At 40.0% G+C, this 23,489-nt stretch carries 14 protein-coding genes and 1 pseudogene; 5 read left to right on the top strand and 10 right to left on the bottom strand.

The features are described from left to right. From JWR87_RS02645 to JWR87_RS02640, 3 genes and pseudogenes are all read right to left on the bottom strand, one after another. Nucleotides 1-1,108: carboxypeptidase-like regulatory domain-containing protein (locus tag JWR87_RS02645; protein WP_297815241.1), on the bottom strand; the 1,108-nt coding region annotated here is incomplete at its 3' end. Nucleotides 1,109-1,306: 198 nt separating this feature from the next. Continuing rightward, a pseudogene (locus tag JWR87_RS20230) lies at nt 1,307-1,486 on the bottom strand (HepT-like ribonuclease domain-containing protein); the annotation flags it as partial. 244 nt (nt 1,487-1,730) lie between these two features. Then, nucleotides 1,731-1,877, bottom strand: a complete 147-nt coding sequence (locus tag JWR87_RS02640) for a hypothetical protein (protein ID WP_297815239.1) — start codon at nt 1,875-1,877, stop codon at nt 1,731-1,733. Between the two features lie 419 nt (nt 1,878-2,296). On the opposite strand from JWR87_RS02640, the gene JWR87_RS02635 reads away from it, so the two are divergent. From JWR87_RS02635 to JWR87_RS02625, 3 genes are all read left to right on the top strand, one after another. Beyond that, nucleotides 2,297-5,398 (top strand): DUF2723 domain-containing protein, encoded by a 3,102-nt coding sequence (locus JWR87_RS02635; RefSeq protein ID WP_297815237.1) that lies wholly within the window; start codon nt 2,297-2,299, stop codon nt 5,396-5,398. Nucleotides 5,399-5,716: 318 nt separating this feature from the next. Continuing rightward, nucleotides 5,717-7,342, top strand: a complete 1,626-nt coding sequence (locus JWR87_RS02630) for an NADP-dependent glyceraldehyde-3-phosphate dehydrogenase (protein WP_297815235.1) — start codon at nt 5,717-5,719, stop codon at nt 7,340-7,342. Nucleotides 7,343-8,101: 759 nt separating this feature from the next. Further along, nucleotides 8,102-9,406, top strand: a complete 1,305-nt coding sequence (locus JWR87_RS02625) for an NAD(P)/FAD-dependent oxidoreductase (protein ID WP_297815232.1) — start codon at nt 8,102-8,104, stop codon at nt 9,404-9,406. Between the two features lie 307 nt (nt 9,407-9,713). Here the strand turns inward: JWR87_RS02625 and JWR87_RS02620 are convergent, their stop codons facing one another. Further along, complete coding sequence (locus JWR87_RS02620) at nt 9,714-11,027, bottom strand: hypothetical protein (protein WP_297815229.1); 1,314 nt, start codon at nt 11,025-11,027, stop codon at nt 9,714-9,716. Between the two features lie 21 nt (nt 11,028-11,048). Beyond that, on the bottom strand, nt 11,049-13,706 hold the full coding sequence (gene gyrA, locus JWR87_RS02615) for a DNA gyrase subunit A (protein ID WP_297815226.1): 2,658 nt from the start codon (nt 13,704-13,706) through the stop codon (nt 11,049-11,051). A 418-nt stretch (nt 13,707-14,124) separates the two neighbouring features. Between gyrA and JWR87_RS02610 the strand changes: the two genes are divergently transcribed. Continuing rightward, nucleotides 14,125-15,381, top strand: coding sequence for an aspartate kinase (locus JWR87_RS02610; RefSeq protein WP_297815224.1), 1,257 nt, complete (start codon nt 14,125-14,127; stop codon nt 15,379-15,381). 162 nt (nt 15,382-15,543) lie between these two features. After that, nucleotides 15,544-18,165, top strand: a complete 2,622-nt coding sequence (gene mutS / locus JWR87_RS02605; RefSeq protein ID WP_297815221.1) for a DNA mismatch repair protein MutS — start codon at nt 15,544-15,546, stop codon at nt 18,163-18,165. Nucleotides 18,166-18,266: 101 nt separating this feature from the next. Here the strand turns inward: mutS and JWR87_RS20225 are convergent, their stop codons facing one another. The 5 genes from JWR87_RS20225 to JWR87_RS02585 all read right to left on the bottom strand — a co-directional run bounded on the left by JWR87_RS20225 (nt 18,267) and on the right by JWR87_RS02585 (nt 23,436). After that, entirely contained in the window at nt 18,267-18,443 is a 177-nt protein-coding gene (locus JWR87_RS20225; protein ID WP_366090029.1) for a Uma2 family endonuclease, read from the bottom strand. A gap of 50 nt (nt 18,444-18,493) precedes the next feature. Next, nucleotides 18,494-19,438, bottom strand: coding sequence for a glycoside hydrolase family 43 protein (locus tag JWR87_RS02600; RefSeq protein WP_297815219.1), 945 nt, complete (start codon nt 19,436-19,438; stop codon nt 18,494-18,496). 193 nt (nt 19,439-19,631) lie between these two features. Continuing rightward, the gene (locus JWR87_RS02595) at nt 19,632-20,822 is read right to left on the bottom strand and encodes a pyridoxal phosphate-dependent aminotransferase (protein ID WP_297815216.1); all 1,191 of its coding nucleotides are present in this window, start codon (nt 20,820-20,822) and stop codon (nt 19,632-19,634) included. A gap of 131 nt (nt 20,823-20,953) precedes the next feature. Continuing rightward, nucleotides 20,954-21,952, bottom strand: a complete 999-nt coding sequence (gene holA, locus JWR87_RS02590; protein WP_297815213.1) for a DNA polymerase III subunit delta — start codon at nt 21,950-21,952, stop codon at nt 20,954-20,956. Between the two features lie 299 nt (nt 21,953-22,251). Next, nucleotides 22,252-23,436: an acetyl-CoA C-acyltransferase gene (locus JWR87_RS02585; RefSeq protein ID WP_297815211.1), complete on the bottom strand. Its 1,185-nt coding sequence runs from the start codon at nt 23,434-23,436 to the stop codon at nt 22,252-22,254. Nucleotides 23,437-23,489 lie beyond the last annotated feature (53 nt).

Here is a 23,489-nt window from a genome sequence, read left to right as displayed (position 1 = left end):
TACCTTTTAGCCTGAAATTTTTCCGCGGCTGCCATGTTGTAGAAAGCCCAACCATATTAGTTTGGTAAGCATCTTTTTCCTGTCCCTGGAAGGCTATATCGACAGCGATATTTTGTGTAAATAAAGGAGAGAACACAGCAGAAGATAATTTGCTTTCTTCAGGAAACAGGTTGAATTTGCTCCTGGAAATATTTGCCAACACCTCAAAAAGCCACTTACTGTTTGGCCGGTAAGTTACCAGCGCCTGCATGTCTGAAGAGGAAGGAATGTAGTTTCCTTTGGTGTCCTGGCTGCTTACCAAATTTCTGTTACTACGGTTGCGGAACCCCACGAGATACGTTACTTTGTCGTTGTTAGCGGTTCCTTCGAAATGCAAACCTTGCTCGAGCAATCCAATATAAGCAGAACCCGAAAATATTCTCGGTCGCTTATAAGTAATGTCAAGCACGCTGCTCATCTTATCACCGTACTTTGCCTGGAAGCCGCCGTTGTAAAATTTTACGTTCTCCGTCATCTCGGGGTTTATAAAACTCAAACCTTCCTGCTGCCCGCTACGGACAAGATATGGGCGAAAGACTTCGAAATCATTTACATAAATAATGTTCTCATCATAACTTCCACCACGCACATTATATTGACTCGTTAATTCATTATTACTGCCGGTAAAGATTTTAATAAGACTTTCAATATTTCCTAAAGGCGAAGGATTAAGTATGGCAACGCTTGGATCAATATTTATTCTTCCAGCTTCGGTTCTGGCCCTGTTATCTTTTACGGTGACACCTTCCAACACATTTTGCTGCAACTGCATTTGTATTGCTATGATTTCATTTTCACCTTCTGATAAGTTGAAGTTTCGTTGTACGTTTTTATAACCGGTAAAAGAAAAAACAAGTGCAATGGGTCTGCCGGGAGTAACTGTTATCGCAAAGCTGCCAGAGTCATTAGTAGTTGTGCCTTTCTCTTTACCTAATATATTAATGTTAACATGAAAGAGGGGTTTGTCGTTTTCGTCGACCACCTTTCCGGAAACAGTAGCGTTCTTACTTTGACCAAAAGCTGAAAAGGTATATAGTATAGAAAGAAGTAGCAGGTGTTTGAATTTCATTATTCCGTCTCGTTAAAAACGCGCTCAAGATACAACTTGGTTTGAATTTAGCTCACGCCACACGAAGAGGCCTGGTGTTGGTTGAAAAAAAATATCAACTGCAATTAGAGTCGCAGAGTAGACATCAACCCGCTTTGAATTTTTCTCGTTTCAATATCTCAAGGACGTCCTTGTAATTTACGGGCAGTTGATTTATTGCTATGTCCCAAATGATTTCGTAGTCTTCCCAAAATATTCATGGGAAATGCGGTTTCGCAAACAGGACATTTCCTCCCAGGGAATATGAATATAACTGTCTTTGACAAGTGTTGGTAAGTTTTTAGAAGCTTCTCCGATAATCTCAAAATTTCGGATGAGAGCAACAACTGTTTTGTGGTCAGATTGGAACGGTGAAAATCAAGATCATATATATATTCCTGCACTCTTTTCATTGAAAGTATAATATCTTCTAAATATAAAACCGGATTTCCTTCGCTGGGTTTCAAACGTACACTTGATTAAGTATTGTTTCTTTGATTCTTTCCTTCAGCGCGTTTATTGTCACTAAATCCACTGGAAGACCCAACGCCTGTTCCAGAAATCTTTCTAATGTAAAAAAAACCCAGCCTGCCGGCTGAGAAAATTAAACAAGCAAGTCCAGGTCACTACTATTAGTTTGCTGTCCGTTCACATAGGAGCTAAAGTAGCCAATCCTGCTAACATGAAATTTATCAACTAGTACAGGTTGTATTTGCTGCAATCTATTTTCTATTTCCGTCTTCGAAAGCATGCCTGGTAATTAATAATTTAAAAATTAGGGCTGTTCTTTTTGTATTAACAAAATAACCGAATGCCTGAGAAAGTAGTCGCACAGTCATTTGATTTCCTTATGGGGTTACCGCTTTTTTTCTATGGTATTTCACAAGGCCGGACGAATAGAAGAAATAATGGTACAAACGTTCTTATTTGCATGACGAAGAAACAATTGTATTAGCATGTAATATGACAGGTGGGCAAATGGCAAGCAAATTCTTTCAGTTCCCAAAAACCGGTTAAAAATAATGGGTCTAAACTTTCCATTTTCGGTTTTCCTCTTTTTAAGGTAGGTTTGCCAGTCTTTTTTAAAAAACCAAAACACAGGTGAATAACAGGTTGCTTTTAAAAGCATAAAACCATTATTCAAAATCTTATTTAAAATTAAAAAAACCAATGAATTTCAACAGGATCAACAACATTGTTGGATGGATTGTTTGTGTTATTGCGTGTACCACATATATTCTTACCGCTGAGGCCGGTGGAAGTCTATGGGACTCGGGCGAATTCGTTAGTAGTGCTTTCAAGTTACAGATCCCGCATCCCCCCGGAGCTCCTTTATTCGTTTTAATGGGCCGGTTTTTTATTATTCTGTTTGGTGATAACCCAATGACTGCTGCTAAGGCTGTGAATGTAATGAGTGCACTCGCCAGTGGTTTTACCATTTTGTTCCTTTTTTGGACGATTACTCACTTTGCACGTAAAGCTGTTCAAAAAGTGGGTGAGGCATTAACTAACAACGAAATTTTTGCAATAATGGGAGCAGGCGCTGTAGGCGCACTTGCATATACATATAGTGACTCATTCTGGTATTCTGCAGTTGAAGGTGAGGTGTATGCCTTAAGTTCTTTTTTCACTGCTATTGTTTTTTGGGCAATATTAAAGTGGGAAAATGCGGTAGATCATGAGGCTGCAACAGGTATTAATGCCGATCGTTGGATTATTTTTATCTTCTTTTTAATGGGTCTCTCCATAGGTGTCCACTTATTAAACCTGCTGACAATTCCTGCGATTGTTATAGTGTATTATTACAAGCGTTATAAAACAACTACAAAAGGCGTTTTATGGGCATTTTTAATTGGTTGCCTTATTACAGGATTTGTACAAAAAGCAGTTATTCAGTACACTATCAATGGCGCAGGTTACCTCGATATTTTTATGGTGAATAGTATGGGCCTGCCATTTTTTAGCGGCTTTGTTATTTTCTTTTTATTACTCGCTGTTGCTATTTGGTATGGTTTAAAAGTAGCACAACGAAACAACTGGGGCTTTCTGCGCCTTGGTTTATGGTCGATTGCTTTTATGCTAATAGGCTATAGCACATACATTACAACAATGATCCGCAGTAATGCCGATCCTGCTGTCGATATGTATAACGTTGATAATCCAATGAGTCTTGTCGGTTATTTGGGCCGCGAGCAATACGGAGACTTTCCTTTGTTGTATGGTCAAAAGTTTACTGCACAGCCCATTGATTACAAAGAGACCTCTACCAAATATATTAAGGCAAACGGTCATTATATAGAAAATGGAAAAGATGGGCATTATGTTTATGAGCCTGACAAGATGATGCTTTTTCCAAGGGTTTGGGATGCCAGCAACGACCAGGGACACGGAGATTATTATGCACAATTCTTAGGCATAGGAAAACAACAGGATGGCACTTACGAAAGAGATCCTGACTTTGGCGATAATATAAAGTTCTTCGTATCATATCAAACTTACTGGATGTACTTCCGCTACTTCATGTGGAATTTCTCCGGTAAACAAAATGATGTGCAGGGAGTATGGAATGGCAATCTGAGAGATGGTAACTGGATAACCGGCATTCCTTTTATTGACAATATCTTATACGGCGATCAAAGCTTGATGCCCGACAGCAGTAAAGAAAATAAAGCACACAACAAGCTGTTTTTGCTTCCTCTCATTCTTGGAATTTTAGGTATTATCTATCAAAACAGAACTGATAAGCGGGACACGTTTATTGTGTTTCTTTTGTTCTTCTTTACCGGGATGGCAATAGTCTTATACTTGAACCAGGCCGGCAATCAACCTCGTGAAAGGGATTATGCTTATGTAGGTTCTTTTTATGCTTTTGCCATCTGGATCGGGTTAGGCGTATTGCAGGTTAGAGAGTGGTTATCTAAATATATAAGCAGAGGTGTTGCAACCAATCTTGCTACAGTTATTTGCCTGCTAGCGGTGCCTGTACTAATGGCAGCACAAGAGTGGGATGATCACGATCGTAGTAAAAAAGTTCTCGCCAGAGACCTGGCAAAAAACTATCTCGAAAGTTGTGCTCCTAACGCGGTATTATTCTCTTTTGGCGACAACGATACATATCCTCTCTGGTATGCGCAGGAAGTAGAAGGCATCAGGCCAGACATCAGGGTAATCAACTATAGCCTGCTCGGTATCGACTGGTACATCAACCAACTTCGCTACCGGGTAAATCAAAGTAACCCTATTGATGTAATCTGGACGGCCGACCAGATACAGGGCCGTAAGAGGGACTACATCAGGTACAATGAAAAATCTGGTTTGCCAACTAACCAGTATTTCGACTTGTATGATTTGATGAAAAATTATGTCGGCAGCGACGATCCAGGTAAAATGGCTTCTTCAGGTGGAAATGATATGATCAATACTTTCCCTGTTAGAAAAGTTTCTGTACCTGTAGATCAAAACATGGTAAGGCAAAATGGCACAGTAGGTATTACCGACAGTATTGTGAGCGAAGTAAGGTTTGAGATTCCGAAAACAACCCTTATGAAAAATGACCTCGCTGTCTTAAACATCATTGCCGCTAACAAATGGCAAAGGCCTATCTACTTCACCTCGGCTTTCGATGAGCTGGGTTTTGGCCCTTATTTGCGTAAAGATGGCTTAAGCTATCGCCTCGTTCCCGTAATGAACCAACAGGTAAATACCGATTGGATGACCGACAAGTTGATGAATAAGTTTGCTTATGGCAATGCAAATGTGCCAGGAGTTTATTTTGATGAAGAAAACCGCCGGCATCTAAATACCATTCGTACTGCGTATGCTGAGTTAGCCTTTGACTTATCTTCAAAAGGCAGAAAAGAAGAAGCACGCAAAGCCCTGCAAAAAGCAGACAAAATGATGCTGCAGGAAAACTTTTCTTATGGCATGATTAGCCGGGGCAATATGCACAATCGTAACAGTATCGCTTTCCTTGAGGCTTGTTATCGTTCTGATGACAAAGCTTTAGCTACTAAAGTGCTTAATTCTGTCAGAAAAGATTTGCAACAACAAGTGAAGTTTTATAATTCGCTGAGTGAGACAAAAGCTGAGTGGATGGCTTATGACAGAAAAACGGCCGAGGACTATTTGCAAGCGTTAGGCAGCCTGGAACAAATGTTTGGAAAAGGAGCTGCTGCTGAGGATGGCAGAAATATAGTAAACCCTGTTGTTCCTACCGATAGGCCCGATGGAACCAGCACCGATACCAACCCTGCAAAAAAGATGGCTCAATAAAGCAATACTTCAATCTAAGTTTTTCCCCGTCACAAGTAAAAGTGGCGGGGATTTTTGTTGTCTCGTATTTATCCCTTTGGTACCAACATTTGTTTTTCATAAACATCATCGTTGCGTCGCATTCCGTTAATCTGTAAATCGTTTGGCAGCTATTCTTAGTCACTATTATTAAGCCCTCGTTCCTAAGATTTCCTCTTGAAAAGAGTGCCTTTTAAAACGATACGCAAAAACTTTTTTAAACCTATCTTCGCGGCCGCTTTCTAAAACCGATTTTCGACGAAGAATACCTTGTCTTAATATTTAAAAATTTAACTGCTGATGAGTTTTACAAAACGGCTTGAAGAAATTTTTGTGGCAGCGGAGGATATACCAAAAGAATTTGCGCTTCCTTCTGAGGTACATCAAAGAACTTATTTGTCTAACGGAAAAATGCATCAGTGGGATGGGGATGTGCACGAAGTGTATTCACCTGTTTGTGTTCGCACAGCGGAAGGACTAAAAAGAAAGCTGATCGGAACTTATCCCGTATGTACTCCTAATGAAGCAATGGCTGCATTAGATGCTGCTGTATCTGCTTACAATAATGGCCGTGGAGAATGGCCAACAATGGGCGTGGCAGATCGGATTGCTTGTGTAGAAAACTTTACAAGGAAAATGATCGAGCAAAAAGACATTGTAGTAAAGCTGATTATGTGGGAGATAGGCAAATCTTATGCAGATTCTATAAAAGAGTTTGACCGTACAGTTGAATACATCTATGCAACTATTGATGCTCTTAAAGATATTGACAGGGATTCTTCCCGTTTCGTGATTGAACAGGGGATTGTAGCGCAGGTGCGTCGGTCTCCGCTTGGTGTAGTACTTTGTATGGGGCCGTTCAACTATCCGTTGAACGAAACATTTACGACGCTTATTCCCGCCATCATTATGGGCAATACTCTTTTGTTTAAACCTCCGAAACATGGTACTTTATTACACTATCCTTTGTTAGAGGCTTTTAGAAGCTGTTTCCCAAAAGGGGTTGTAAATACCATTTACGGTCGTGGCAATGCCATCATTCCCGACTTGATGAAGTCGGGCAAAATAAACGTGCTTACCCTTATTGGTTCAAGTAAAGTGGCAAATGAGCTTAAAAAATTGCATCCAAAAATAAACAGGCTGCGAGCTATCCTCGGCCTTGATGCAAAGAATGCTGCCATCATAACCAGCCACGCCGACATAAAACTAGCAGTGCAGGAAACCGTGCTCGGCTCGCTTTCTTTTAACGGTCAACGATGTACAGCTTTAAAAATCATCTTTGTTCATAAATCTATTGCTGATGAGTTCTTAACACAATTAACAGCGGAAGTATCAAAACTGAAATATGGGATGCCTTGGGAAAAAGGTGTTTCACTTACCCCTTTGCCAGAGCCAAATAAGCCTGCATACTTAAAAGAATGTATTGATGACGCAATACAACATGGAGCTTCGGTAGTAAATGAAAATGGCGGAGCAACGGTTGAGTCTTTTTTTTATCCTGCTATCGTTTATCCAGTCAACAGTAAAATGAAGCTGTATCGTGAAGAGCAGTTTGGTCCTATCATCCCGGTTATTCCTTATGAAAGTATGGAAGAACCAATTGAGTACCTCATAGAATCAACCCACGGTCAGCAGGTCAGCATTTTCAGCAACGATAGCCATGAAGTCGCTTCATCTATTGATATTCTTGTAAACCAGGTTAGCCGGGTCAACATCAATGCACAGTGTCAACGCGGGCCCGATGCATTTCCTTTTACCGGGCGTAAAGATAGTGCTGAAGGCACTTTATCTGTGGTAGATGCATTACGTTCTTTCTCTATCCGTTCGCTGGTAGCCACAAAGTTGAATGATAACAACAAACACCTGTTAAACGAAATTGTCTCCGGTCAAGACTCAAACTTCTTAAGTACTAAGTTTATTTTTTAGGTTAAATAATCATGGTTAAAAACCTGCTCAAAAGGTCATAAATAAATAACCCGAATGCTTTGTTTGGGTTATTTATTTATAACCTTCTGAGCAAATATTTAGAATATTTCAGTTTGCACAAAAACTGCTGAAACGACGAAACTGTACAAATGTGCGACGCAAGAAAAGCCTAATAGTAGTATGTCCGCCGGTTTAACACAATTACTCCTTGTTGTTTTGCTTGACAAAAAAAGGTGCTTTTATATTGAATATTAATGGCCTGCTGGTGCATTGTTTTGTTTTAATAAACCCATGCTTATTTTTACTTTTTATTCTTTTGCTCCATTTAATTAGCGTAATAATTCCTTAACTAACACATGAGGTTGATGGTCCTTGTCATGCTTACTCAGCCGCTGATACTGGCATATCAACAGGACGAGGATTTAGCTCAATACAAATTTCAAAAAACGGTAATGAAGTCTCACAGCTACTCTTACCTCAAAGCGGGCGAAATCTGTGACTAGTACGGCAAATGCTTTGGGATAAACATTACGTGAGCGTTTCTAATCCTTAACAATCGACTTGCTTCATCTTTTGAATTTTATTTTCTTCTAACTTTCTTCGTCAATCATTGTAATCCTACATCGGCCGAAAGAGAAATACTCCTAACGTTTCTCATAAAAAGATATAAATACCAGTGGCAAGCCATTTGTATTTATATAAAAAGCAATCTAAAAATGACAGTTTATTCTACCATTGTTATTCTACAAATATTTACACATGAAAATCGTTATCATAGGAGCAGGTTTTGCAGGTCTTAAATTAGCTCAAAGCTTAGATAATAAAGCAGGGTTTGATGTTCTTTTGATTGATAAATTTAACTTCCACCAATTTCAGCCGCTATTTTACCAGGTAGCGACAGGAGGTTTAGATGCGAGTAATATTTCTTTTCCTTTGCGAAAAGCATTTCATAAAAGTAAGAACGTGAGGATCAGGTTGACTAAAGTACTAGGTGTTGTACCTGCAGAAAATAAGATCACAACAGAAGTAGGAGATATTGAGTATGAACAACTGGTAATTGCAGCGGGAGCAGACACCAACTTTTTTGGGAATCAAAAATTAGTAGAATTTGCTTTTCCCATGAAGTCTACAATTGAGGCGCTACAGTTGCGGCATCGTTTGATAGAGAATTTCGAAAATGTAGTGATTTCGAATAACGAGGAAGAGAAGCAAAAACTGATGACAGTCGTAATCGTAGGGGGTGGACCAACAGGCGTGGAGCTTGGCGGAGCTATTGCAGAAATGAAAAAATACACACTTCCTAGAGATTATCCTGAGATTGATTTCTCTAAAATGAAAATCTTTTTGCTCGAAGGTACGGGGGCAACACTGGGACCAATGAGTAAAAGATCGCAGGAGCAGTCTCAGAAGTACCTAGAAAAGTTAGGGGTAACGGTAGTACTAAATACGGTTTTAAAAGATTATAACGGTGAGATAGCGACCTTAAGTAACGGTGAAACGATAGCGACCGCTACAGTAATCTGGGCTGCAGGAGTTAAAGGAAATGTACCTGAAGGAATTGACCCGTCACTAGTCGTACGAGGAAACCGGATTAAAGTTGACAGATATAATAAAGTATCTGGGCTGGAAAACGTGTATGCATTGGGCGACGTAGCCTATATGGAAACTCCAAACTATCCCAAAGGCCATCCACAGGTAGCCAACGTGGCTATTAACCAGGCAAAAAATTTAGCAAAAAATCTTCTCAGGCTCGAGATGAAGTCGAAGAACGCACAGCTGCTTGAAGAGTTTGAATACAAGGACAAGGGCAGTATGGCGACTGTTGGACGAAACCTGGCAGTTGTAGATATACCAAAACCGAAGCTGCATTTTGGCGGGTTCTTAGCGTGGTTGATTTGGATGTTTTTACACCTTGTTCTAATTCTGGGAGTAAAAAATAAATTACAGGTGTTTATCAACTGGATCTACAATTATGCGACCCACGATCAAAGCCTGCGTTTAATATTTAAGGTTTTCTATCGTCCACGAACTCAACAAAAAGAAATTCAGTATATAAAGACTTAGGACCGTTTTAATGACAGTTTTTTCCAAAATGACTTCAGTTTCTTTTTTTCCTATAATTGATATTATGTTAAGTAGAATGAGAATCTGAAAGCGCTACCGTATGCATCTTCTCTTTAAGAGCTTTAAGCTTTACATCAGCCTTTTTATAAACTTCATAAACCTCTCTCTCACTCTCTTACAGTCCGAAACCAACGCTGTTTGCAAGAGATGTTATCTGTTTTACGATACCGAATCTGTACGGGTTTAAGAAGTCATAAAAAAAGCCATCCAAAATGGATAGCTTTTTTCAACGAATAAGTGAGAGAAATTATTTTGCGAACTTACCGTGCAGACCGTCATAGTATTTGCTCTTAACGTCGTACTTGTCGTAATCTTTTGGATTTGCACCACGGCTTCTGTTTTTCTTATATTCGTACAAATTGTACAAAAGATCTGTTGATTTGCTCAAACAGTTTCTTTCAATATTAGAACGGGCCGCTTTAGAAGACAGCGTTGCGAAAGCCTTTTCTAATGCCTGGATGCTTTTATCTGCAGCGGCATCTGCAACTTTATCTGCCTGGCCCTGCTTTGCTTTTATATCAGCAGTTGTTCCTTTAATTTTCATCCTAGCCTCACTTGCATCTTCAAACATGGTATAGGCAGCTACTCCCGCGTTATAACTTGCTATTCCATTTGCAGTATCAAGCTCGGCAGCTTTTGAAAAAGAATAAAAAGCTTTATTAGTAAACTCGCTTCTTTTAGCAGGTTCTAAGTCTTTAATTTTCTTATTGTTAATGAAGTAATCGCCGTAATCGAGATAATTGCTGGCAGTCATTGATTTTGCAGCATCGTCTGTTTCAAACTTCTTTACAACATCTTCTACGGCCGAATTATCTGTTGTGTTCGCGAAAGCAAGGTCATTCCATAAAGTGTTTTTTGGATAAGCCTCTTTAGCCAAAGCGAGGTACTTGGTAAACTCAGCTTGATTATTTGTATTTAAATAATGCTTCACCAAAAAGTCATAAATACCCTCATAGTCAGCTCCTACAACTTTTCTTTCAGCTATTTTTCCATAATATTTAGCAGCTTCATCATTCTTCTTTGAATTCTGGGCTGTTACTCCAGCGTACAAATATGAGGTTGTATCAAATGCTGATGTTGACCACTTTCGCGTGGTGAAAAGATCGCCCAATTCAGCCACTACTTTAAACTTAGCGTAAGCAGAGTCCCAGTTTTTTGCATTGTAATCTTTTACCCCTGCAGAAAAAAGAGAGCTATAAATGCTATTAACACCAAGGTATTTGTCTTCTTTTAATTTAGCCTCGGTAGGATCCATCTCTAGATACTTTTTGAGCGCCTCGTATCCTTCCACATCAGCGTTTGGGTACTTTGCCTTAAGCGTATTATTTGCTGCTATTGTTCCGTATACCTCCGTTTTTAGCAAGTAGGCTTCGGGATTGCTTTGCGCTTTAGGATCAGCAAGTGCTTTATCCAGCTCTGTTTTTGCCTCTTCAAGCTTCTGATCCCCTCCAGCTCCTACCTGGGCAAGAAGCATTGCATTTCTTACTTTTTTAAAATCCTGTGCGTTTGCTGCTGTTCCAATAAAAATTAGTAGCAGGGCACCAATCGTTATTCTTTTCATGTTATTTGTTTTAATTGTTGTTTAATCGTTATCGTCAAGGGCATCTCCGGGAATTTCACTTTCAGAAGATCCCTGGCTTGTGTCTTTGTCTGTATCGGGAAGCGTTTCGCCTGTTGCCGGTTCAACTTCTTCTTCACCCAGCTTTTCTATTGCTTCTGCTTCGGCCTCTAATGAAGCTTCTGCCAATACAATTGCTTCCTCTTGTTCCTGAATTTTAGAAATGGCTGCAATCTCATCTCCTTCGTCAATTCTAATCAATTTTACCCCTTGCGTCGCCCTACCTGCCTCCCTTATATCTGCCGTACTCGTACGGATTGTTATACCAGACTTACAGGTTATGACAAGATCTTCTTTTCCATTTACGTCCAAGATCCCGACAAGATTACCGGTTTTCTCAGTAACATTAATTGTTTTAACTCCTTTTCCTCCCCTGTTTGTGATCCTGTATTCGTCAATGTTCGTACGCTTTCCAAACCCTTTCTCACTAACTACCAAAATATTTCTGCTGACGTCGTCCTTATTTACACAAACCATACCAATTACTTCATCTTTTTCGTCATCGAGGTCAATGCCGAAAACACCAATTGCACCACGGCCAGTAGCTCTTACCTTATTCTGTGGAAAGCGAATAGCGCGACCGGATTTAATGGCAAGCATAATTTCGCAATCCTGGTCACACAAACGCGCTTCCAACAGCTGATCACCGTCGTTAATATTTATGGCATTTACACCATTTGCGCGAGGACGACTAAAGTCTTCCAAATTAGTCTTCTTAATTATTCCTTTTTTAGTGCAAAGAATGATAAAATGTTTGCTTAAGTACTCCTTATCTGTAAAGTCCTTTATGTCAATGATCGCTCTTACCTTATCATCATTTGGTAATTGCATTAAGTTTTGTATTGCACGCCCTTTGGTGTTTTTATCACCTTCGGGTATTTCATAAACCTTAAGCCAGTAGCATCTTCCCTTTTCAGTAAAGAACATCAGCGTGTGGTGGGTAGAAGCAACAAACAGATGTTCAACGAAATCTTCGTCTCTTGTCTTTGTTCCCATTGATCCGCGTCCGCCCCTTTTCTGCTGACGATATTCATCTGAAGACGTTCTTTTAATGTAACCGTAATGTGAAATAGTAATTACAACATCTTCTTCTTCAATGAGATCTTCAATTCTCATCTCATTTGATAAATAAGAAATCTCTGTCTTTCTTGCATCTCCGAATTTCTCTTTTACCTCCAGCAATTCGGTTTTTATCAGTTCGTATCTTAATGCTTCACTTGCCAGTAACTCCTGCAAGCCTGCAATTATTTTCATTAAACCGTCAAACTCTTCTTTAATCTTCTCGCGCTCCATGCCCGTCAAACGCTGAAGCCTTAATTCAAGAATGGCCTTAGCCTGGATATCATCTAATCCCCATCCGGCAGACATCAGGTTTTCTTTAGCTATATCAGGGGTTGATGAACTTCTTATCAAACGAATTACTTCGTCAAGGTGGTCCAGTGCAATTAAATATCCTTCTAAAATGTGGGCTCGTTCCTGCGCCTTTCTTAGTTCAAATTGGGCTCTACGGATCACCACCTGCATCCTGAAATCAATGAACTCAACTATGAGCTCTTTCAGGTTCATTGTTTTTGGTCGTCCTTTCGTCAGTGCTACGTTGTTTATTCCATAACTAGTCTGAAGTTCTGTAAACTTGTATAACTGGTTAATGATCACATTGGCAACGCCATCTCTCTTTAAGTCAATTACGATTCTTGTGCCTTCCCTTTTGTTACTTTCATTGTTTACATGTGCAATTCCTTCAATGGTCTTGTCATTAACCAGTTGACCAATCTTATCCGTCAACATATCCCTGTTTACCTGGTAGGGTACTTCGGTAATAATAATCTGCTCTCGGCCACTCGGTTTGGTTTCCACCTGGCACCTTCCGCGTAAAACAACCCTGCCCCGGCCTGTCATCAAACCCTGCTTCACTCCTTCCATTCCATAAATAATACCGCCGGTAGGAAAATCAGGAGCTTTTACATGCACCATTAATTCTTCTATTGTAGTCTCCCGGTTTTCAACATAAGCTACACAACCGTCTATTACTTCGCTTAAATTATGAGGAAGCATGTTTGTCGCCATTCCAACAGCAATACCGCTACTTCCATTTACCAGCAATTGAGGAATACGTGTCGGTAGCACAGTAGGTTCGCGCAAGCTGTCGTCGAAGTTGAACTGAAAATCCACCGTATCTTTCTCAATGTCTTCCAACATCATTTCTGCAATCTTCTGCAGACGAACCTCGGTATAACGCATTGCCGCAGGAGGGTCGCCATCCTGGTTTCCAAAATTACCTTGTCCGTCTACCATTATATACCTCATCGTCCAGTCCTGTGCCATCCGCACAAGTGTGTCGTAGATCGACGCGTCTCCGTGCGGGTGATATTTACCCATCACTTCTCCGACTATACGAGCCGACTTTTTATAAGGCCGGTTACTATAATTCGCCAACTCATTCATGGCGTACAGCACGCGACGATGAACCGGTTTAAATCCATCACGTGCGTCAGGTAATGCACGACCTACTATAACCGACATTGAATAATCAATGTATGCGGTCTTCATTTGCTCTTCAATATTTACCAGTATTACCCGGTCATTATCGCTGGTCTGGAGGGGTTGTAAATTGTCTTCCATTTATCTTTTTAAATCCTTTGCGGGAGTAATTTTCTTTACTTTTTTTAAGTGAAATAAAGTGTGGGCAAATGTAACTTTTTTAAGGCAAAAAAAAGGGTTAAAACAATTGATTTTTAAAGGCTTTATCCACAGAAAGGGAGTTAGTACGATGTTATAAATTCAGTCATTTTATTAAATATTTCATTACTGTTTATTATCATGTAATCATTCAATAAATAAATGGTTTCTTTTAGTTTACCGGCTGTATAATTAATGTTTTACATTCTTGCGTCGCACACTTTTACAACAAATCTTTATTGAACTTTTTCCGGCTGTTAACGAAAATTAAAACAGAGTAGTGCCCGTCATTAATTCTATTGTCAGCCATTTATTCGCCCTTTAGTCTTTCTCCTATCTTTGCCATCTTTAATTGTAATAAATGAAGGTTTTCAAGTTTGGAGGTGCAAGTTTAAACAGCGTGGAAAGAATTCAGAACGTAGCAGAAATTCTTAAAACTTACGAAGGTGAGCCTTTGATGCTGGTTATGTCAGCTATGGGAAAAACGACAAATGCGCTCGAAAAAGTTGCTGAAGCATTTTATGCAGGTAACAAAGAAGATGCGCTTAATTTATTCAACCTGGTAAAAGAAAATCATCTTACTACAGCAAAATACCTGCTTGTTACAACTTATAATATAACCTTCGATCTTTTAAACTCATTTTTTACAGAAGTCGAATGGTTACTGCACGACAAGCCAGTTCAGCCTTTCGATTATTATTACGATCAGATAGTGTGTATTGGAGAGTTGCTTAGCAGTTGTATTGTCAGTGCTTACTTAAATGAAAAAGCAATTACGAATAAATGGATGGATGTAAGGGATATTATAAGAACCGATAATAATTTTAGGGAAGCAAACATTTGCTGGGACGATACAATCAAAAATATTAAGCGTGCCGGTATTAATGGCAAAAGTACTATTTACGTAACGCAGGGTTTTATTGGCGCCACTGATCAAAACGAAAGCACAACGCTAGGCCGGGAAGGAAGCGATTTTACTGCTGCCATTTTCGCCAATGTATTGGAAGCTGAAAACCTGACCATTTGGAAAGATGTAGAAGGTGTAATGAGTGCTGATCCGAAAATTTTTCCTGGTGCCTGTTTGATTAGCGAACTAAGTTTTAACGAAGTTATTGAAATGGCTTTTTACGGTGCGCAGGTTATTCATCCAAAAACGATAAAACCGTTGCAAAACAAGAGGATTACGCTACAGGTTAAAAGCTTCCTCGACCCCTCTCTGCCCGGAACAACAATCAGCAATAAAGCAAGCAAAAATTTGCCACCCGTTATTGTGCTTAAAAACAAACAAGTGCTCGTTCAGTTACAAACAATGGATTTTTCGTTTATCGGCGAACGACCAATGAGTTTGCTATATCATTTATTTGCCGAATTAAATATTAAGCCTAATCTCATTCAAACTGCTGCCATTAACGTACAGTTCTGCCTCGATGACAGGGAAGAGAAAATTCAGCAACTGGCAGTTAAGGCAAGCGAAATTTTCGATGTTCAGATAGAAAGAGATCTTACTCTTCTTACCATCCGGCACTACGATGATACTACTTTAGCACAGCTGTTGAAAGGAAAACAAGTTGTGCTAACGCAAAAAACAAAAACGACTTTACAAGCACTCTACCATTAGGAAAACTTTTTGTTAGTGTCAATTATTACTCTGATACTTGTGTGTACGGTAGCTCTAGCCCAACTAGCGCGGTTGTAAACCAGCTTAGCTACTTAACCTGCACTTATTCACATTGTTTTTTGCTGGTTTTTCTTTACCATCAAAGCGAGTATTTTTGTCGCAATGAGTAAGACCAGTGCTGAGACTCCGTTGATGCAGCAACACAAGGCGATTAAACAAAAGTATCCTGATGCTATATTGTTGTTTCGCGTAGGAGATTTTTATGAGACTTTTGGCGAAGATGCCATTATTACCAGTAAAGTGCTTGGTATTACCCTTACAAAAAGAAACAACGGTGCAGCGTTCAGCAGCGAGCTTGCTGGTTTTCCTTACCATGCACTAGATACTTACCTTCATAAATTAGTGAAGGCTGGCTACCGCGTGGCGATCTGCGACCAACTGGAAGATCCCAAACAAGTAAAGGGAATTGTGAAGCGGGGTGTTACAGAAATGGTGACGCCAGGAGTTGCTACGAGTGATAAATTGCTTGAACACAACAGCAACAATTTTTTGGCCGCTGTACATTTTGCAGATGATAAAGCCGGTATTGCCCTGCTTGATATTTCTACCGGCGAGCTTTTTGCCAGCGAAGGAAATTTCGAATACATAGATAAACTTCTCCAAAGCCTCAAACCTGCGGAAGTTATCTTTCAACGCAATTACCAAAAGCATTTTAAAGAAACCTTTGGAAGCAAGTTTTATACTTACACGCTTGACTCCTGGATTTTTGATGAAGCATATGCTACCGAAAGTCTTCTGAAGCATTTTCAAACACATTCCTTAAAAGGATATGGAGTTGAGGCTATGCAGCTGGCAATTATTGCAGCCGGGGCAATCTTCCATTATTTAAAAGATACCGAGCACCCGAACCTACAACATATAACTTCTATACAACGCCTCGAAAGGGAAGACTATCTGTGGATGGACAGGTTTACAATACGTAATCTTGAACTGCTCGGCAGTGGAGTTGAGAATGGACAAACATTGCTTAAGGTGCTGGATAGTACCGTTAGTCCTATGGGTGCAAGATTGTTAAAGCGATGGATCGTTTTACCATATAAAGACCTGGGCAAAATAAATGAGCGGTTGGACTTAGTGGAATTCCTGATAAAGGATGTTGACCTTCGGACGAAGTTGACGCAGCACATTAAACAAGCCGGCGACATAGAAAGACTAGTCAGCAAAATACCCCTTAGAAAAATTAACCCACGTGAAGTTTTACAGATTGCGAGAGGGTTGCAACATGTAGATGCAATTAGAAATGAATGTTTATATGCATCAAATGATTATTTAAAAAGACTCGCTGATGCCCTAAATCCTTGCCTTTATATCCTGGAAAAAATATTAAAGGATATCGTTGAAAACCCACCGGTACTTATTTCGAAAGGAAGCGTGATTAAAGAAGGTGTACATGCTGAACTGGATGAATTGAGAAACATTGCCAGTATGGGCAAGAACTACCTGGTACAGATGCAACAAAAGGAGTGTGAAGCAACCGGTATTTCATCTTTAAAAGTTGGTTTTAATAATGTGTTTGGTTACTACCTCGAAGTGACCAATATGCATAAAAGCAAGGTGCCCGAAACCTGGATGAGGAAGCAGACACTCGCTAACTGCGAGCGCTACATCACCCAGGAATTAAAAACATACGAAGAAAAGATCGTTGGTGCTGAAGACAAAATTCTTGCCATTGAACAGGAACTATATGATAAACTGTTGCTTGAGTTGCAGGACTATATAGCACCAATGCAGATCAATGGCAACGTTCTTGCGATCCTTGATTGTCTTAGTTGTTTTGCTCAGAATGCGTTGCAATACAATTATAAAAAACCCACGCTGCACCAAGGGTTAGAGTTTGACATAAAAGACAGCCGTCACCCGGTCATTGAAAGAAATCTTCCTGTTGGTGAAAATTATATTTCCAATGATATTTCATTAGACCCTTCGGCACAGCAGGTAATTATTTTAACGGGACCGAATATGAGCGGTAAGAGCGCTTTGCTTAGGCAAACTGCACTGATTACCTTAATGGCACATATGGGCAGTTTTGTTCCGGCAAGTGCTGCAACTATTCCGATCACAGATAAGATTTTTACGCGCGTTGGCGCAAGTGACAACCTCAGTGGCGGCGAAAGTACTTTTATGGTCGAGATGAATGAGACTGCCAGCATCATAAATAATCTCACTGCCAGAAGTTTGATCTTATTGGATGAAATCGGTCGCGGTACCAGCACATATGATGGCATTAGTATTGCCTGGAGCATTGTTGAATACCTTCACTCCTCTCCTCATGCGCCAAAAACTTTGTTTGCAACCCACTACCATGAGTTGAACGAATTGGAGAATAAATTGCCAAGGGTTAAAAACTACCACGTCACCAACAAAGAAGTTGGAAACAAAATTATCTTTCTTAGGAAACTGGCACCAGGCGGAAGTACTCATAGCTTTGGTATTCATGTAGCGAAAATGGCGGGGATGCCGCCTAAGTTGATAGACAGGGCAAATGAAGTTTTACTGCAATTGGAAAGCAAGCATGTAGATGAAGACGCTTCTTCGCCAAAGACTGAAGATCTGTCTGCTAATATCAAAAAGCTTTCTGCTCCCAAACTTCAACTAAGCATTTTTGATATGCATTCCGAGACTTTTGACGAAATAAGAACGATGCTAAATGACATCGATATTAATCGGCTAACGCCTGTTGAGGCTTTAATGAAGCTGAATGAGATAAAGCAGAAAGTGAAGTAATCCCTCCCCGAACATCCAACTCTTGGGGAGAAGTACGTAATCTAAAAATTTATTTCTACCTGTAGCATTTTAGTTATCAATCTACCTATTTCAGTAGGTTTTTAAACGTATTGCCTATTGTCCAAACAGTAAGAGAGAACCTGCTTGTTATTGCGGTTAACAATGAAATATTCATTTACTCCAAATGCCTCATACACAGATTTTTTCTTTATTAGGTCTGCGTTTTTATTTCCTGGTGACAATACTTCTATAATTATGTCTGGGGCTGTTAACGGCAAATAGTAGGAATTATGCAAACGGGACAATTAGAATAAAAGAACTAAATAGTTTAAAACTTCTTAGTGAATAATAAATGCTGAAACTCTTGTTGGGTAATGGTGAAAACAGTTCCATGGCGAGCGCCTTTTGGAAAAGTGACCTTATCAGAAATGTCTTGCCAGTTTATAAGATCTGTTGATGAAACAGCGCCGTATTTGGCCATTGTGTATTTATCAAAATACACAAGCCACTCCTCGCCTATTTTCATTGCGGTTGGTCCTTCAGCCCAGTAACCTCCTGTAATTGATTTACCTGGTGTGCTATAAGGGCCAGTTAGTTTTTTAGAAAAAGCGACACGAATATTTTTCTCAACGGGAAAACGTGTTTCATTTTTTAAAAACATCACATAACGGTTATTGTCTTGCTGAATGGTTGCGTCAATAATGCTAAAGGAGGGTTCGATTAGTAGTCTGGTTTTTTTGAACTTTACAAAATCTTTTGTGGTAGTATAATAGATGCGGTGATTGTATTTACTTTCTGCGGCTGTATCGGTTGATACAAATCGTCCTTCAATTGTTGAAGCCCAGTAAACGATGTAACGCTTTTTCCTGGTATCATATGTAATTTCTGGAGCCCAGCTATTTCTTACCTTTTCTTCGTGTGCCATAACGGGAAGAAACTTTTGTTCTGACCAGCTTATGAGATCAGTGGACGATGCATATCCAATACCTTTATCATTCCAGCTAACAGTCCAGACCATATGAAATTTTCCGTCGCCTCCACGTATGATGCATGGATCGCGCATCAACTTATCCTTACTTACGGTAGGTTTTAAAACAGAACTATCGTTGAATAAAGATTTCCAGGTGTAGCCATCGTTGCTGTAGGCTAAATGAAGACCGTCTTGCCCATTGTCTTTAAAATAGCAGAACATATACACCTGGCCAGTATCGGGTTGCGAATAAGTTGTCTGAAAAACAAACAAACAAAGCATTAGAAAGAAAATTTTCTTCATGAATAGAATTTATTGCAAAAAACGAAACAAGCTGATAAAAGATTTGCCGTACAAGGGAGTGACACAAGGATGTTGCTATGAAAAACTACTGGCGGCAACAAATAAAAAGAGCAGTGATTGATATTGCACAATGAACTGCTCCTTTAATATAATTCCAGATTTTATTTGACTTAACGCTCTTTTTAGAAAAGCTTTACTTTAATTTATCTAAAGCATCTTTAATTCGTGAAAAACCTTTTTCAATATTTTCCATGCTGTTAGCAAAGCCAATACGAATGCAATTTGGGCTACCAAAAGCGGAACCAGTTACGGTAGATACGTTAGCTGTATGCAACAGGTACATACATAAATCTTCTGCGTTTTCTATTTTAGTTTCACCATTTGAAGTGCCAAACAAACTGCTGATATCGGGGAAAATGTAGAAAGCACCTTCGGGAACATAACACTTAAAAGAAGGAATGTCGCAAACCAGTTCCTGTACGCGGTTTTTTCTTCTTTCAAACTCTTTAACCATTTCATAGGTAGGATCGAGGCTTGCAGTCAAAGCAACAACCCCTGCCTTTTGAGCGATTGAATTGGGGCCACTTGTAAACTGGCCTTGCAGCTTTTCGCAGGCTTTAGCAATCTCAGCAGAAGCGGCAATATATCCAAGTCTCCAACCGGTCATTGCGAAACCCTTACTTAAGCCATTTACAATAATTACCCTGTCTTTTATTTCATCGAATTGTGCAATGCTTTCGTGTCCACCGACAAAATTTATGTACTCATAAATTTCGTCGCTCATGATGTAGATGTTCGGGTACTTTACAAAAACGTCGGCCAAACCTTCTAACTCTTCTTTGCTGTACACCGCCCCGGATGGATTACATGGTGAAGAGAACATGAACAACCTTGTCTTCTCGGTAATGGTTGCTTCAAGCTGGGCAGGCGTAATTTTATAGTTGCTTTCGATTGTTGTTTCTATTGGAACGACAATGCCTTCGGCGATTTTAACCAGCTCAGAATATGTAACCCAGTAAGGAGTGGGAATAATAACTTCGTCGCCTTTGTCGACCACCGCCAAAATCAGGTTGGCTATGCTTTGCTTAGCACCGGTTGAGGTAACAATATTTTCAGGTTTATAATCAAGATTGTTATCACGTTTAAGCTTGTGGCAAACGGCTTCTTTTAAATCTAAATAACCACCAACAGGAGTATAATGTGAGTAATTGTCGTTAATGGCCTGGATAGCAGCCTGCTTAATGTGGACAGGGGTATCAAAATCAGGTTCTCCAAGACTAAGGTCAACAACATCTTTTCCCTCGCTTCTAAGTTGACGGCCGAGTTTAGCCATTTTAAGAGTTTCTGGTTCGGCAAAGCGATCTAAAATACTTGATAAAGGCATGAGGTTTTTTATTTTGAAGCGCAAATGTAGGGAAAAAGCTGTGAGGTATTAGCTGCGGGCTGCGAGCTAATTTTCCCGCTTCGAACTGGCGGACTTCGAATTTACACTGCACCCTTCGCTTCGCGCTTTCCTTAGCTCACCATCTTCACCACCATCTCTTTCATGAGGTCAGCATCTGAAGTGCCTGCATCGTGAATGCCAATGCTCCTTAAATTATATTGGTGCAGGAGCAACAGTATTTTTTCTACACCGGAAATCCCGAAAGTTTTGGCGGTGGCAAGTGCATCTTTTGCCGCGTAAAAGTTATTGCTAAAAAGACCTTTTACGCCATTTTCGCTTTTATCGTCCATTCCAAAAATGCAGTAAACTTTGCTGAAGTAGGAATAGACAGCCGGAAGTATTAATTGAATGGGTGCAGCTTTTGGATTGGCCTTGAAATACTGGATGATGCGAATAGCCTTCGCCAAATCTTTTTTGCCAATAGCAGCCTGTAACTCGAATGCATTAAACTCCTTACTGATACCTACGTACTTTTCAATCGCACTCTCATCAATTGTTTTGGTGTTACCGAGGTTTATCCAAACTTTTTCAACCTCGTTCTCTAGCCTGTTCAGGTCGTTGCCGATGTTGTCAATTAGTAGTTGTAATGCCTGTGGTGTAATATCATATCCTTTAGATTGAATCATACCCCGCGTCCAGTCCGGCAACTGATTTTCAAAGATTTTTTTACTTTGAAACAGTTCGCCGTTTTTTTTAATAACCTTCGAAAAGTTGGTTCGGCCGTCCATCTTTTTATCCTTATAGGCTACCACAAAAATGGTAGAAGAAAGTGGTTTACTCACATATCCTTCCAGCTTTTCAATGTCTTTCATATGCTGGGCTTCCTTAAGCAATACTACCTGCCGGTCGGAAAACATCGGGTATCGACGGCAGGCATTTACAACAGCAGTCCAATCAGCATCCCGACCATAAAAAACAGTGAGGTTAAAGCCTGCTTCGCTTTCATTTAAAATTTTGTGTTCTGCATGGTCCACGATTTTATCAATAAAATAAGGCTCCTCTCCTTCCAGCCAATAGATAGGTTTGTATGCACCGATCTTCCACTCAGATAGTATTTTTTCTACAGACATGCTTTTTAAATATACAGGAAACGCAAGATAAGGCTGATGAAGGAAATTTATGAAAACTGCTACCGCTGGCCAGAAAGTACGATTAGACCAAAAATGTAAACCACAATCTGAAGAACAAATTTTACTGACCGGACAAGCATCTATTTGCAGCTCGACTCAGTCTTTATTATTTATTCTACCTTATATGATTCTGAACGCAATTATATTTTTCCTGTCATTCCTATTATTTATATTAATAGTAATCACTCTCCGATCGATGTTTGAAAAGTTCTTTGAAGAAGACTAAGCAATTGTCTTTATTACATCAGCTCTATTACCATTGCACTAGCTCCGCCACCGCCGTTACAAACTGCCGCGGCACCATATGTACCGCCGTTTTGTTTTAAAACGTTTATCAACGTAACCAGTATTCTTGCTCCGCTACATCCAAGCGGATGACCAAGAGATACTGCACCTCCGTGTACATTTACTTTGGCAATATCCAGCTTCATTCGTCGGATGTTTTCAATTCCAACAACAGAAAAAGCCTCATTCAATTCAATGAAATCGATATCTTCCATTTGCAAACCTGCTCTTTCAACCGCCTTGGGTAAAGCAAGTGACGGTGTTGTGGTAAACCACTTAGGATCTTGTTCTGCATCTGCATAACTTAATATTTTTGCAAGGGGTTGCAGACCCAGTTCTTCCATTTTGCCTTTGCTTATTAAGACCAATGCGGCAGCTCCATCGTTCATAGTAGAGGCATTTGCGGCAGTTACCGTTCCCTCTTTACTAAAAGCAGGACGCAATTCGGGTATTTTATCAAACTTTACATTAAATGGTTCATCGTCTTTATTTACCAACAGCGGCTCTCCTTTACGCTGAGGAATTTCTACGGTAACCACTTCATCAGAGAACTTTCCTTCATTCCAGGCAGCCTGGCTGCGTTTATAGCTTTCTATTGCAAATTCATCCTGTTCTTGGCGGCTAATGCCACATTCCTTCGCGCAGAAGTCGGCCGCATTACCCATTGCCAAACCATCATATACATCAGTTAAACCGTCCTTCGCGATGCCATCAATCAGCACACTATTTCCATACTTATTACCCCATCGCATATTTTCTACATAAAAAGGCACGTTGCTCATGCTTTCCATTCCTCCAGCTACAACAATGTCGGCTTCCCCCAAAGCAATACTTGCCGCTCCTTGCGAAACTGCTTTCATCCCGCTTGCGCAAACTTTATTTACAGTTGTACAAATAACTTTATCGGGCAGCGCCGACGCCTTACATGCTTGTCTTGCCGGTGCTTGTCCAAGGCCCGCCTGAAGGACGCTCCCCATTAATAATTCATCCACCTGCCGGGGCATAATTCCTGCTTTTGCAACAGCACCATCAATTGCAATGGCACCGAGTTTAGTAGCGCTTACCTCTTTTAGCGACCCGCCGAAACTTCCGATGGGTGTACGTACTGCAGAAACGATATAGACTTCTCTTGTATTCATAATTTCACAATCGTATGGTAAATTAAAACGGCTTCAAAGATAAGGGGTAAGTG

Origin of the sequence: Segetibacter sp., assembly GCF_025963695.1 — a bacterium.
Taxonomy (GTDB): Bacteria; Bacteroidota; Bacteroidia; order Chitinophagales; family Chitinophagaceae; genus Segetibacter.
The sequence above is the reverse complement of the archived record's forward strand: the minus strand, read 5'-3'. Positions and strand labels throughout refer to the sequence as shown.

Bases quoted from the DNA above. Each gene is read 5' to 3' on its own strand.
- JWR87_RS02595 (WP_297815216.1), bottom strand. From the start codon at position 20,822: ATGCCTTTATCAAGTATTTTAGATCGCTTTGCCGAACCAGAAACTCTT.
- holA (WP_297815213.1), bottom strand. From the start codon at position 21,952: ATGTCTGTAGAAAAAATACTATCTGAGTGGAAGATCGGTGCATACAAA.
- gyrA (WP_297815226.1), bottom strand. From the start codon at position 13,706: ATGGAAGACAATTTACAACCCCTCCAGACCAGCGATAATGACCGGGTA.
- JWR87_RS02640 (WP_297815239.1), bottom strand. From the start codon at position 1,877: ATGCTTTCGAAGACGGAAATAGAAAATAGATTGCAGCAAATACAACCT.
- JWR87_RS02635 (WP_297815237.1), top strand. From the start codon at position 2,297: ATGAATTTCAACAGGATCAACAACATTGTTGGATGGATTGTTTGTGTT.
- mutS (WP_297815221.1), top strand. From the start codon at position 15,544: ATGAGTAAGACCAGTGCTGAGACTCCGTTGATGCAGCAACACAAGGCG.
- JWR87_RS02610 (WP_297815224.1), top strand. From the start codon at position 14,125: ATGAAGGTTTTCAAGTTTGGAGGTGCAAGTTTAAACAGCGTGGAAAGA.
- JWR87_RS02630 (WP_297815235.1), top strand. From the start codon at position 5,717: ATGAGTTTTACAAAACGGCTTGAAGAAATTTTTGTGGCAGCGGAGGAT.
- JWR87_RS02600 (WP_297815219.1), bottom strand. From the start codon at position 19,438: ATGAAGAAAATTTTCTTTCTAATGCTTTGTTTGTTTGTTTTTCAGACA.
- JWR87_RS02625 (WP_297815232.1), top strand. From the start codon at position 8,102: ATGAAAATCGTTATCATAGGAGCAGGTTTTGCAGGTCTTAAATTAGCT.
- JWR87_RS02620 (WP_297815229.1), bottom strand. From the start codon at position 11,027: ATGAAAAGAATAACGATTGGTGCCCTGCTACTAATTTTTATTGGAACA.
- JWR87_RS02585 (WP_297815211.1), bottom strand. From the start codon at position 23,436: ATGAATACAAGAGAAGTCTATATCGTTTCTGCAGTACGTACACCCATC.